Source organism: Bacillus sp. AMCV2 (assembly GCF_056033925.1).
The window spans coordinates 3,512,978-3,526,233 of sequence record NZ_JBVYIB010000002.1; the positions used below are offsets into that span (position 1 = coordinate 3,512,978).

Annotated in this window: 11 protein-coding genes; 2 read left to right on the top strand and 9 right to left on the bottom strand. The window is 32.5% G+C overall.

The genetic code is table 11. From position 1 onward, the window contains the following. Positions 1 to 10: 10 nt before the first annotated feature. Positions 11 to 889 (top strand): UTP--glucose-1-phosphate uridylyltransferase GalU, encoded by an 879-nt coding sequence (galU, locus tag AC0OMA_RS18170; protein ID WP_003227944.1) that lies wholly within the window; start codon positions 11 to 13, stop codon positions 887 to 889. Between the two features lie 38 nt (positions 890 to 927). On the opposite strand, the gene tagH is transcribed toward galU, so the two are convergent. From tagH to tagD, 9 genes are all read right to left on the bottom strand, one after another. Then, complete coding sequence (gene tagH / locus AC0OMA_RS18175) at positions 928 to 2,511, bottom strand: teichoic acids export ABC transporter ATP-binding subunit TagH (RefSeq protein ID WP_474222321.1); 1,584 nt, start codon at positions 2,509 to 2,511, stop codon at positions 928 to 930. Positions 2,512 to 2,530: 19 nt separating this feature from the next. After that, on the bottom strand, positions 2,531 to 3,358 hold the full coding sequence (tagG, locus tag AC0OMA_RS18180) for a teichoic acids export ABC transporter permease subunit TagG (protein ID WP_029318771.1): 828 nt from the start codon (positions 3,356 to 3,358) through the stop codon (positions 2,531 to 2,533). A gap of 172 nt (positions 3,359 to 3,530) precedes the next feature. After that, the gene (locus AC0OMA_RS18185; RefSeq protein ID WP_181220211.1) at positions 3,531 to 5,627 is read right to left on the bottom strand and encodes a CDP-glycerol glycerophosphotransferase family protein; all 2,097 of its coding nucleotides are present in this window, start codon (positions 5,625 to 5,627) and stop codon (positions 3,531 to 3,533) included. Next, on the bottom strand, positions 5,620 to 6,783 hold the full coding sequence (locus AC0OMA_RS18190) for a glycosyltransferase family 2 protein (RefSeq protein ID WP_181220212.1): 1,164 nt from the start codon (positions 6,781 to 6,783) through the stop codon (positions 5,620 to 5,622). Before AC0OMA_RS18190 ends, AC0OMA_RS18185 begins: the two co-directional genes overlap by 8 nt. A 31-nt stretch (positions 6,784 to 6,814) precedes the next feature. Beyond that, complete coding sequence (locus AC0OMA_RS18195; RefSeq protein ID WP_474222451.1) at positions 6,815 to 8,605, bottom strand: DUF6270 domain-containing protein; 1,791 nt, start codon at positions 8,603 to 8,605, stop codon at positions 6,815 to 6,817. Continuing rightward, positions 8,544 to 8,891, bottom strand: a complete 348-nt coding sequence (locus tag AC0OMA_RS18200) for a hypothetical protein (RefSeq protein ID WP_474222322.1) — start codon at positions 8,889 to 8,891, stop codon at positions 8,544 to 8,546. The genes AC0OMA_RS18195 and AC0OMA_RS18200 overlap by 62 nt, the downstream gene beginning before the upstream one ends. Before the next feature lies 1 nt (position 8,892). Beyond that, entirely contained in the window at positions 8,893 to 10,293 is a 1,401-nt protein-coding gene (locus AC0OMA_RS18205) for a glycosyltransferase family 2 protein (protein WP_015384807.1), read from the bottom strand. Further along, complete coding sequence (locus tag AC0OMA_RS18210; RefSeq protein WP_015384808.1) at positions 10,277 to 11,461, bottom strand: CDP-glycerol glycerophosphotransferase family protein; 1,185 nt, start codon at positions 11,459 to 11,461, stop codon at positions 10,277 to 10,279. The genes AC0OMA_RS18205 and AC0OMA_RS18210 overlap by 17 nt, the downstream gene beginning before the upstream one ends. Positions 11,462 to 11,561: 100 nt before the next feature. Then, positions 11,562 to 11,951, bottom strand: coding sequence for a glycerol-3-phosphate cytidylyltransferase (tagD, locus tag AC0OMA_RS18215; protein ID WP_029318766.1), 390 nt, complete (start codon positions 11,949 to 11,951; stop codon positions 11,562 to 11,564). A 507-nt stretch (positions 11,952 to 12,458) separates the two neighbouring features. On the opposite strand from tagD, the gene AC0OMA_RS18220 reads away from it, so the two are divergent. Then, entirely contained in the window at positions 12,459 to 13,232 is a 774-nt protein-coding gene (locus tag AC0OMA_RS18220; protein WP_063334764.1) for a WecB/TagA/CpsF family glycosyltransferase, read from the top strand. The last annotated feature ends 24 nt before the right edge of the window (positions 13,233 to 13,256 follow it).

The following is a 13,256-nucleotide window of genomic DNA, read 5'->3' on the forward strand; positions in this document are numbered from 1 at the left end:
TGCTTTGAAATTGAAAAAAGTACGTAAAGCCATAATCCCTGCCGCAGGTCTCGGAACGAGATTCTTGCCGGCTACGAAAGCAATGCCGAAAGAAATGCTTCCTATCGTTGATAAACCTACCATTCAATACATAATTGAAGAAGCTGTTGAAGCCGGTATTGAAGATATTATTATCGTAACAGGAAAAAGCAAGCGTGCGATTGAGGATCATTTTGATTACTCTCCTGAGCTTGAAAGAAACTTAGAAGAAAAAGGAAAAACTGAGCTGCTTGAAAAAGTGAAAAAGGCTTCTAACCTGGCTGACATTCACTATATCCGCCAAAAAGAACCTAAAGGTCTCGGACATGCTGTCTGGTGCGCGCGCAACTTTATCGGCGATGAGCCGTTTGCGGTACTGCTTGGAGACGATATTGTTCAGGCTGAAACACCAGGGTTGCGCCAATTAATGGATGAATATGAAAAAACGCTTTCTTCTATTATCGGTGTTCAGCAGGTGCCTGAAGAAGAAACACACCGCTACGGCATTATTGACCCGCTGACAAGTGAAGGCCGCCGTTATCAGGTGAAAAACTTCGTTGAAAAACCGCCTAAAGGCACAGCACCTTCTAATCTTGCCATCTTAGGCCGTTACGTATTCACGCCTGAGATCTTCATGTATTTAGAAGAGCAGCAGGTTGGCGCCGGCGGAGAAATTCAGCTCACAGACGCCATTCAAAAACTGAATGAAATTCAAAGAGTGTTTGCTTACGACTTTGAAGGCAAGCGTTATGATGTTGGTGAAAAGCTCGGCTTTATCACAACAACTCTAGAATTTGCGATGCAGGATAAAGAGCTTCGCGATCAGCTCGTTCCATTTATGGAAGGATTACTAAACAAAGAAGAAATCTAAACAAAAAGGCTATTGGACATTCATCCAATAGCCTTTTTTTATTTCAACATCAAAGTCAGTGTATGCTCTTCATTATCAACTGCAAAAACCTGATCATCTGTATTCACAAGAAAACGCTTCTTGCTGCTGTCATACAATACATCGCTATCACTTAAGGATAGTGACGCCGGGTTGATAGGAGAAATGTTATGAAAAATAAGCTCTGTTGCTTTATCATTCTCCAGCACATAGCTGATTTTTTCATAATCAAAATCTAACGTTTTTCTGCCGTCAGCCGTATCCCCTTCAGTGTATCCATTCAATTTGGATTGAATGCTGGTTCTGCTGTCTCCCAGGAATTTCAGAAAGTATTCATAGGAAGATGCTGCGGTTTGCGATACATAAGACGTAAATGCAGCGGCATGCAATTCAGCATGTTTCATGTTAACTGCAACAGCGCTCTTTTTCACAAAATAAGACTGTCCGTTAAACTTTATTTTCGATGCCTGTTTGCCTTTTGCAGCTACCGACACCTCTGTACCGAATGGCAGTGTAACGTCAGCCTTCTGTTTCAAACCCTGATCCTTATAAGCAGCCGCTTTTTCATTTGCTATAAACCCTTGCTTATTGACTGCGGTTAAGCGTTCCTCTGACTTGCCCTTTGCATTACCATGATGATTCTTCACTTCATTTTGCGGGATAGCACCAAACGAAGCAATTGTACGAAGCGGAGCATTAAAGAACATCGTTCCTGCCATGAATACAGTCAGGATAGACAAAATAGCAATTTGAACCGCATTAGCCAATGATTTCGGCTTTTTCTTCTTTTGGCGGAAACGGGCAAACGCTTCAGGATCTTCTTTCTTCCTCTCTTCCGTCTGCTCTTTTTTATATGTCTCTTTTTCTTTTTTAGACAGCTTATTAAACCAGTCAATAAACGCTTTATACTCTTTGACAACCGTTTTTGTTTCATCAAACATACGAAGCTCGCCATAGTGCATCCAAGCAACACGGTCACACATCTTTTCAATCTGACCGATTGAGTGGCTGACAAAGAAAATCGTTTTTCCTTGCTTTTTAAACTCATTTATTCTGTCTACACACTTCTGATAAAACGTTTGGTCCCCTACAGAAAGCGCTTCGTCAATAATTAAAATGTCAGGGTCAATATGCACGGAAATCGCAAAACCGAGACGCGATTTCATCCCGCTGGAATAGTTTTTAACCGGCTGATTAATAAAATCGCCAATCTCGGCAAATTCAACGATGCTGTCATACATATCATCAATTTCTTTATTGGTTAACCCCATCATCAAACACTTGAGCCGGACATTGTCCCGGCCCGTTAATTGGTTATTTAAACCGGCAGCAATCGCAATCAGCGACGGCTGGCCGTTCATTTCAATTTCACCACTGGTCGGCGGAATAATTTTAGCCAGCAGGTTAGACATGGTTGATTTCCCTGATCCATTTATCCCTACAAAGCCGATTGTCTCTCCCTCATACACGTCAAAGGAGACATTCCGCACAGCAAAAAAACCATTATCCTTAGCCGGAAAAAACAATCCTTTTATCTTGTCCGATTGTTTTTTATACAAATGATATTGCTTTGAAACATTTCGAAACGAAACTTTTAGTTTCATCGTACAATCTCCTTACGTATTAAAGAAAGTCAACAAACTTGTCTCTGAATTTCATATGCAGAATAGAACCCACTAACAATAAAAGGAATGTGAACAGCCAGAAATACAGCGTGTACTTCATGTCTTGGAAAAACCATTTTCCGTCTAAGAAGCTGTTCCTAAATCCATCTATCAAATAATAAATTGGATTCAGCTTAAGCACAGGCAGAAGATTCGGGTGGTTTTTCCCGAGCTGCTCTGAGATATTCCAAAAAATCGGAAGTAAAAAAAACAATAATCTGGTTACGGCCTGCAGCAGAAATTGATAATCTCTGACAAGCACACTGATTGTAGAGTTAAACAAGCTAAATGAAAACATAAACACAATCATGCAGATTAAATAGTAAATATATTGTATCCAATGCAAGCTAGGATAAATACCGCTTGCTAAAAGGACAATGACATAAACACCCATCATTACAAAATAACTAAATAAATTTGAAGCAATCACAACAGAAGGCAGTGAACTGATCGGAAAATTCATTTTCGCCACCATATTGATCCGTTTAAATACACTGTTTGATCCATCCAGAATCGTCGGGCTAATAAAAAACCACGGAATCAAACCAGCCAGCATCCAAACAATAAAAGGCACTTCTCCAATACCTGTTATGACTGGCTTGCTGTTACGAATCCCCATACCAAATACAAACCAATACGCCAGCATTTGAATGAGAGGATTGAGAAACTGCCATAATACGCCAAGATAATTCATCTGATACTGAGACTTTGTCTCATACGAAGCTAAGCGCAAAATTAAAGGAAACGATGTCACTTGCTCTTTTACGATTCTTACTAATGCATTCATTGTTTATCTTCCTTAGACTTAAATGATTTTTTGGATCTTTCGGTTAAAGAAATTTGAAAGCACCGGTGAATATTGTAACAGATATTAAGTTTTTTTTCACATTGTAGCTGTCTAAATTTAATGTATAGAAAAAGCCGACAGATTTAATCCATCGGTTTTTTCTACAATGTTCTTATCTATTTGCTCTTTTTACAGTGTTTAAGATCGTATTATAGATACGTTCATTATTTTTATCATCTTTAAATTTAAAGATCTTCTTAGAATTCTCTTTAAATTGCTTATCTATTTCAAAGTTTCTATGACATATCTCAATTATGTTATTTACAACAGTTTCTTCTTCTGATGCAACTATTCCAATGTCTTCAGATTTAATCTCCTTTACTCTGATGGAATGATTATCATAAGGATCAAATTGATAAAAAACAACTGGTTTATTCATAAACAAAAAATCAGCAGAAACAGATGAATAATCTGTAACCAATAAAGAACTTTCTCCAATCAAATCAGATACTATTGCATTACTTTTGGTTAAAATTTCAATCTGTGGATGATCAACATTGAAATTTTTTATATACTTCTGCATTTGATAATGTATATAAAATTTGACTTCAATTCCCTTATCCTCTATCATATTAAGGAACTTCTCATTTTTAAGCAAATTCTGGTAAGAGAGGAAGTACTTAGATTTTAAAAAGTTATGCTTATTCATTTGAACTAAACTTCTTCTCCAGGTCGGCATAACTAAAATCTGGTCTTTATTTGATTTATTTTTTGACAGCCTATCGAACCTCGAAAGACCAGTTACGACAACTTCATCACTATTGTAACCTAGGGTATTAAGTATAATCTCTTTTTCTTTTTCTGAACTGCTAATAACGAGATCTTGATTATACTTCTCTTTATGCAAATAAGGTGAAATGTTATACATAATTAAACCATGTTGCAGACAGATATTATATTTGTTGCTTAAAACTTTTTTATAATACTTGTTATACACCTTTAAAGGCCATGGATACAAACCTTCTTGAAATGTCCATGCACTTATATATGCATTAGCTAAAAACATATATAATTTATGTTTAAAACTGGAGTGATAAAGTATATTTCCTAAGCGTTTTACCTTTTCAGCATGCGGGGAACCTTTTTCAATAATATAAAAGATTTTTTTATCTGGATGATTTGTTCTACAATACTCAAAGAAGGCGTATCCATTGTCTTCAGCTTGATCAAATCTCTCTCCGACTAACCATACATCTTTTCTATATAACAGCTTCACTATATATGTAAAAGAAATAAGAAGATATTTATATAGCATCTGCTTGATATGGCCGAATTGATACTTTAAGTCTCTCAAAGGCTTCGTTAATTTCCAAGATAACGATTTTTCAAACAACGGAACTCTCGCAAAATAAGATTTATAAGTTCTTGATTGGTTGAACCAATGTCTTTTACTCTTTAACAATTTCATAAACTCTGTTGCTTCATAATAACAATTTTTCTGGATCAATTTAACAAAGGTTCCATAACCTACTTCATTAAAGTTATAAATCTCCTCTACCTTAACAATTTCACTTATCTTTTTTATTGTATCGTACGCATCCCTATGATCTTTATCAAGTAAATTATTCAAAAAAACATTCGTATCTACATAAGACATTAATGTTTCCAATATCAGTTCTCCAAATTCCGTAAGAAATTGCTCATTATTTAAGCTGACGATTTTTTTAAAAGATTGGATATGACATTGATAACTATATTCAATAAATTCATTATCTACAAAACACTCTCCCAAATAATCCATTTCAATATTCTTTGTATCTTGCTCAAAAAAGAATTGAACTAAATTATCACGATTAAAAGTATTTTCTGAGAAGAAACCGGTCTCAACCAAATATTGTTTTGGCATTATCCTCGAAGCAATTATATTTTCATATAAATTGTTATTTAACAATCTATATGCTTTTATTACAGATACCCCATTTATATTCATCTTTTCAGAAAGTCTTTTCAATAAATTTGAATCGTAGCGATATTCAATATTTGAAAGGAATACATACTTTCCTTTACTCAATGAAATATTAAAATTTTTACTACTAATTAAATGTACATTCTCATCTAGATTTTGATCAGCTATATCATTGTCGTCTACAACAAAAAATATCTCCAATCTATTCCAATTCATACTTTGACCTTTAACAAAATCAATGTATGTTTGCATTAAGTTGTTATCTTGGGTGCCAACAGGAATCAATAATGTAGTTTCAATCACTAACCAATTTCTCCTTAATTTTATATTTCAACTTAGTTGCTTTTATTTTGCTTCTGAAGATTTTAGTTATTCTCCAAGATAGTGAGTTTTTGATGGCTTGCTGCCGCTTAAACATTTTTTGCAATTCTATTCCTGTATTGTACCACCATCTTCTTGAGACGATCATAGAATTGTATTCTAAAGCTTCTAGTAAGAAATTTTTTTCAATCAAACTAAGTAAAGGTTTCTCAATAGAAAAATATTTTCCGGTAATATCAGGGTTAAATCCTTGTACAACAGGTCTAATCATTTCAAATATCTCAAGCCTCTCAGTTACAGACATATTGTTGAAATCAGGATCACAAATTTTCCACAATAGAGACCTAAAAGCATTTATTTGAAAATAAAAGTATTCTTCTTCATTTAAAAATTCTTTTATTTTTAATGCAGCAGTTACATCATTTTTTAAGGTATTTTTAATATTTTGCTGTGTCAACGATAGATTGTTTGCATCATTTCTTGTCCTATAATAATAAATATACTCAGGTATATAACTGAACTTTTCGGCTTTTGTGAAGAGAGCCATATCATAAATTTTATCTTCCCCATTTCTCATACCCTCTGGAAATAAAATACTATGCTTTTTTAAAAAACTTGTTTTTACTAATTTTAAGTAGACAGCTGTTTTTACTTGAAGGAAAAATGGAACAGTTTCAATATTTACATTATTATAATGCTTATGCATAAAATAATTTTTAAATGTTATATGTTCATGTGTATTTCCAGTTTCATCATTAAAGCTTAGCATTTTGCCCATAACGAAATCTGATTTGTTTTTTTCCATGACCTTATATAATTTTTCATAAGCATCTTTTGGAATGTAATCATCAGGATCTAAAAATATAATATATTCACCTTTAGCTTTATTAATTCCAATATTTCTTGGTTTTCCAGGTGCTCCGCAGTTTTGTTCCAAATGTATTACTCTTATATTTGTAAACTGCTCGGCATATCGATCTAGAATAGCCGCTGTGCCATCCGTTGAACAATCATTGACTAAAATAACTTCAATTTTCTCAAAACCCAATGTTTGGCCAATTATAGATTGAAGACATTCTTCTACATAGGCTTCCACATTATAAACAGGTAAGACTACACTGATTAATGGATGTTTCAACTTAATTTCTCCTTATTAAAATGATTTATAATCACCTTAGTTCTGTTTGTATATCTTCAAGTACTATCGAATTTAAACGATCCATAAATTTTTTATAATATGCTGATTCGTAATGAGAGAATGATTTTCCGAAAGGATATCTCTCATCACCAATAAATGGTGTATTTGTCAAGTCAATAATTTTAACGCTAGGTAGCTTATATTCAAAATAATTATCAACTTTGTCCCAAAAATAATTATTCCTATTAATTAAATCCTGATCTCCAAAAGGTTTAATTTCCCCATTACTATCTTTATATTTACTCGTAAAACGACCTTTGTTTAAAATGATTTTTGATGCGGGTATGACCTCTGTCAATTTGTTGATAAAGTTATCAAGGGATTTTTTGTATATTTCAAAATATTTTTTGTTATTAGTATGGTTAATAATAGTTACATTTCTTAAATTCTTAAAAAACTGGCTTTGTTCTATAATAAAACTTGCACTGACAAATTGTTGTTCGCTAAACTGAATAAGTGATTTTGCAGCGTCCGAGTATAGGTCAATAATGAGATAATCCGGCTGTGAATTTTTAAGTTTTTCAAAAAAATCTTTTTTGAAATCTGTTTCAACAAAGTTGATATCTTGCTCTTTTATATCTTTAAAATCATCACGAGTAAAAGGGGTTGGCTCAGAAACCAAGCTCACTATTGAAGAGTGGAATTGAGTATAAACACACTCATAAATCTTCTTATATCCAGGATTGAAATAATCTCTGGAGTTAAAAGGGTTTCTACTGAAGCAAGTGCCCATTACAGCAATTCTGATCGGTTTAGTTCCTACTGTTTGTCGGTCTGAAATAAAAAGAGATAGATTAGATTTTCCGTTTATAAAAAATTTAGCATCTGAATTTATTAAATGCTTTGAGTTTGTTTTAAAGTAATTAAATGAATAAGTTGTTTCTTTATTTACGCTAACTTCGCTTTCTATAAAGTAATTTTCTTTATTTATGCGAATAAAAGCATCCCAGACTTCATTTCCTTTAAGAATAGACTCAGAAAAAGTAGTTGATTTTAATATTTTTGCTGTAAAATGACTCTCATTAAATTCTAATGGAAGTGCAATCTCGTCATAATATTCAACTTCTTTTCCAAGTTTTCTTCTTCTTTTCAGCACAAAAAACAGCTGGGAATGAGTGTCTACAAACAGTTTTACTCCTTTTATTTCCAATGTAAATTTCTGCTCGTCCTCATCGTTATCAACTTTACTAATATTTGCAGAAAGTTTTTTGACTGTTTGAAAAGAAAGTTGATTTAAAGCATTTTCACTTGCCTTTAAAGAGTAAAACTCATTTATAGGATAATTATTTTCTTGGAGTACTCCTATTATAGTTTTCTCTATATTAACTTTTAAATATACTTCTTTTTGATTGGATAATAATTCATTATCATTATTTAAGGGCACTTCTGCTTTTAAAAATACATCATACAAATCATTATTTATTAATAAATCTTTTGGTATACAGAAATATAAATTTTCCGATGAATTATCATCTTTTGCTATATTTATCTCATCTGAGTAAAAATATAAATCAGGTTGATCCCGTCTTAAAAGAGATAACGAAAATTGACTATTCAAAAGGCTTTTGTAGTCAGCTCCCACACATTCAATATTTAATTGAAATTGATTATTTACGTTTTGTTTAAATTCATTTAAAACCGGTATAAAATCAATGGGCCTTATAAAGAATGCTAAAGAACAATCTTTTGCAATATAAGGTCTAACTTTGTATATAGAATATTGATGAGGTATAAAATAGGGAAAAAGTAGTTTTTTCGCCATGATCAAATTTTAATAATTTCTTCCCCGATGATGTCATCATATATACTGACCAGAAACTTTCGCTTATATTACAGGAAGTGAAAATTATGTTAAGATCAACGTTTAACCATAGTGAGGTACTATTGATTTCTTCATATTCAATTCTTATTCTTTCAAGAAGCTCTGTATCTCGATGATTTACTTTTTTTTCTAAGTAAAAAGCATGGAAATTTTCATCTTTACTAAATTCGCAAAGTATCTTCAAACTTCCCTTTATCTCATCATATTTTACATCTAATATACTCATGTCATTTCGCCTTTCCAATTAAACTATTCATACATAATAGTTTTTTATGAAGAGTTTTTAATAAATTAACTTCATTGAGTACTACTGAAAAATTTTCTCCCTCTAATCCGATTGAAAATTTTAAAATCCAAATGGGAAGTTTTAAACTAAAACCTGCATATTTATAATCTCTAACTTTATGGCCCCATATAATTATTTTTTCATCTAGTTGTATTTGTTTGGCATATATTTTTTTATTAAAATATTTTAGATAAATTCTGTCATCTTTTTTCATCTCATAAAGTTCATTAATAAAATGGCCTTTTAAAACTAAAAAGTATCCTTTATATTTAACATCATTTATAGTGATATTTTTCTTTTTTAGCTTTTCAACACCGTGAGCATATAAATATTTCTCATTCTTAAACTCTAACATTAGCTCTTTATAGTAACTATTCATGTTTTGACACAGAATATATTTAGATTCTATTTCACTTAAAATATATTTAAACTCAAGAATAAATTGATTAAATTCCTTAGTATTCAAAATATCTATAGGTTGATCTCTATTTTTAGGGTATAAATATAGTTTAATATGATAAGCAGTTAAATATTGTACATAAGGAAGTATCTCACCATAAATTTCTTTAGACCATTCAAATAAAACTGAATAAGAATTTTTCAAAAAATCTGTATAACGTTTTTTTGATGACCAAGAAGTATCAACTAACGAATTGCTTTCGAACCTTTTTCTGTAAAAATACTTTCCGTTTGCTACAACCCCGTAACAAGACTCGTTTAATATCAATTTATTCATAAAAAGGGCGTCTTCCCAAAAGTCCAAATCTTCATTGAATTTTGAACCATATTTTTGCAGAAGAGATTTTTTAAAAAAACTTCCCCCTATAAAGTATTGAGGAGCGTCATATTCATTCAAAATGTTAACTACCCTATTTCCTTTAAGAAAGCGATAATTCAATTTATGTTCGCCTTCTCTACAACCAAAATAATGTATCGGTAAGACTGCAATGTTTACCTTACTTCCCATTGCCTCAAAAAAAGATTTTACTTGATAGAGGGCCTCAAGAGATATTTTGTCATCAGAGTCAAGAAATCCAATATATTCAGATGTTTCATTGACTAGTTTCAGTCCCATATTTCTCGCTGCAGATGGGCCAGTATTATTTATCCTTTTATAATTTATATTGTTTGGGTACTTTTTTTGCAGTTCTTCGCAAATTTTTTTACTATCATCTGTGCTACCATCATCAATTAAAATGACTTGAACATATTTTTCAAAATCAAGCGTTTGGTTAATGACACTATTTATCGTCTCTAATAAGTACTTTTCCGCATTATAAACTGGAATAATTAATGAGAATATAATACTAACCTCCTTCCTGACTCTAAAAAATCCTTTCAATTACTCTTTTAGCAGCAAAACCATCTTCAATAGAGCAAAATTCATTATAAAATTGATTGTATTTATTTGGTATAGAGCCCATTTGAATAATATTTTTCAATTTCAAATAAAGTTCTTTTTTATTTACTACAATTTCACCTGGGGCATTTTGCTCAAAATCGAAATAAAAGCCTCTTAATTTATCTCTATACAGTTCTAAATCATAGGTATAAAAAATGATAGGTTTTTTTAGATTGCCAAAATCAAAGAAAACTGATGAATAATCAGTAATTAATATGTCACTTATCAAGTACAAATCTCTGATATCCTGATACAAAGAAACATCTTTAATGAAATGATGATATTTTTGCAAATTAAAGTTTTCTCGCACTAAATAATGCATCCTTAATAAAAAAACAGCAGAATCTTCAAATTCTTTTTGTAATTCTTCTAAGTCAAGTTGTAAGTCAAATTTATACTTTCCCACACCATAAAATTCATTGTCTCTCCATGTAGGTGCATACAAAATGATTTTTTTATTATCGTCAATATTTAGTTTTCTTTTAATCCTTTTACTAATATCGTCTCTATTTTCTGCATATAATAAATCGTTTCTCGGATAACCAGATTCAATAATTTCTTTTTTAAACTGAAAAGCACTTCTAAAAATCTCCGTAGAGTAAGCGTTAGGTGAAATGAGATAATCCCATTTACTAGCTTCTTTCAGGAAGTTTTTTTTATATTGTTCAGTCGTCGTGCCGGGCATATGTACTTCGTCCATGTCATTTGCAAGTTTTTTTAGGGGAGTTCCGTGCCAAGTCTGCACATATGTGGTTTTTCTCGGTTTTGGGATCCATAACGGCAAGCGGCTGTTTGTTATCCAATATTTCGCTGTAGCCATATACCATAGCCATTTGAGAGAGAATCTTTTTAAATATTTCACATCTAAATTATCAAATAAATCTTTGTTTCTTTTATCTATACTCCAGATTAATCGGTAATCATATTTATCTTTATTTTCCTCAAGATACTCAAAAATTGCTCGTGGATTACAGCTGAATTGTTTGCCGGAATAGCTTTCGAAGATGATTAATTTTTCATTCCTGGGCAAAAGCCCAATTGTTCTAAAAGCAATTGAGTATACTCTGACCAATAGACTTCTATATTTCATTAAAATCTTTGATTTCATTTTAGACTCCTTAAATGTTCGAACAATTAAATACTTATCTCAGCAAACAAGAAAAAAAAGAAGCAACTGAATTACTTCAAGCCTCTTTAAGTTAGTGCTTCTATAAACTAGCCATGTCTTTTTTGATTTGGGTAGTTGAAATGCCTTCTGTTCTCGGAAGGTAAATGACCTCACAATATTCCTTTAAGAAGTCAAATTTCCCTTTCCAATCATCACCGATGACAAATGTATCTATATCGTACTTTTGAATATCTGAAATTTTTTGTTCCCAGTTTTTTTCGGGAATCACTTCATCCACAAAATCAATTGTTTCTAAAATGAATTTTCGATGTTCATAGGAATGATGCGATTTTTTTTGTTTTTGAAGATTAAATTCATCTGTAGATAATCCTACGATTAAGTAATCACCCAGATTTTTTGCTCTTTGCAGCAGCTTCATGTGTCCATAATGAAATAAATCAAATGTTCCGTACGTTATCACTTTCTTCATCAGATAACATCACCTTCCAACCGTTTTCAACTGAGAGTACCAGAAAAAAACCAAAAACCTTAACAGATTGTTTATAATTTCGACACATTTTTTACGTACCATTAATATTGAACAATAATAGCATAAGTTCCTATAAAAGTTAAGGCTCTTTAAAAATGTCAATCACCAGCATTTTTTGGTATCATCGTTGTATTGATGTATAATTTTTACAGGTCTAATGTCTCATCCATACCCATTATAACAAGTTTTCTTTTTCGAAAAAATCGAATCTTTTGTCGCGTTTTTAAGTGAAACGATTTTCTTTCTGCTGCGTCATTTATTTTGTACGCCCTCCTCATATTAATTCATCGTCAAAACGTGAAGGAATTGTAATGTGAATGTTAAAAGTTCCTAAAGATTTTTGTGGTAAGATAGAGTAAAATGTTTTCAGACAAAGAGTCTTTAATCAAACTATACGAATGACACGTGTTTTTTATAGACATATAGATGAAAAGGAGGGTTGAAACGATGCAAACGAAACCCATTAATCAATTAGATTTTGTAGACGGTGAACTGACTTCATTTGTATCACATTTAGAAACGTCATTTTTGGACCAGAATAAAGGTGCGTTCATCGTAACAGCGAATCCTGAAATCGGATTTGAAGCGATGCAAAATCCGCGTTATGAAGCGGTTCTTTCATCTGCTGATTTTATTTTGCCGGATGGCATTGGTGTAGTGTTGGTTTCCAAGCTAATTGGTAAGCCGCTTCAATCCAGAATCGCCGGTTATGATTTGTTTACGTCTTTGCTTGAGAAGGCTGATCAAAAGAAAAAACGGGTTTTCTTTTACGGTGCAGCTAAGCATGTGATTGCTCAGACAATCGAGCGAGTCAAACGTGATTATCCTGGGATTGAAATTGCCGGATATTCTGACGGTTATGTGAAGAATCAACGTGAGGTGGCAGACAAGATTGCAGCCTCAAATCCTGACATGGTATTTGTTGCTTTAGGTTATCCTAATCAGGAGTTCTTTATCCATAAATACCGACATCTATTCCCTCAGGCTGTTTCTGTAGGGCTGGGCGGAAGCTTCGATGTGTTCAGCGGCAATGTCAAAAGAGCGCCCTCATTTTTTATCCGTTTTCACCTTGAATGGATGTACAGGCTGATCACAAACCCTGCGCGCTGGAGAAGAATGCTTAGCATTCCTAAGTATGTTACAGCCGTGCTGAAACATGAACGAACTTCAGCAAAGCCGCAATATACAGGACAGGTCAAAGATCAATCACGCCATCTGTAATGGGCCTTAAAGGAGCTATGGTAT

Excerpts from the sequence above, each read along its gene's own strand:
- tagD (WP_029318766.1), bottom strand. The coding sequence starts at position 11,951 with ATGAAGAAAGTGATAACGTACGGAACATTTGATTTATTTCATTATGGA.
- tagH (WP_474222321.1), bottom strand. The coding sequence starts at position 2,511 with ATGAAACTAAAAGTTTCGTTTCGAAATGTTTCAAAGCAATATCATTTG.
- AC0OMA_RS18200 (WP_474222322.1), bottom strand. The coding sequence starts at position 8,891 with ATGAGTATATTAGATGTAAAATATGATGAGATAAAGGGAAGTTTGAAG.
- AC0OMA_RS18220 (WP_063334764.1), top strand. The coding sequence starts at position 12,459 with ATGCAAACGAAACCCATTAATCAATTAGATTTTGTAGACGGTGAACTG.
- AC0OMA_RS18210 (WP_015384808.1), bottom strand. The coding sequence starts at position 11,461 with ATGAAATCAAAGATTTTAATGAAATATAGAAGTCTATTGGTCAGAGTA.
- tagG (WP_029318771.1), bottom strand. The coding sequence starts at position 3,358 with ATGAATGCATTAGTAAGAATCGTAAAAGAGCAAGTGACATCGTTTCCT.
- AC0OMA_RS18195 (WP_474222451.1), bottom strand. The coding sequence starts at position 8,605 with ATGGCGAAAAAACTACTTTTTCCCTATTTTATACCTCATCAATATTCT.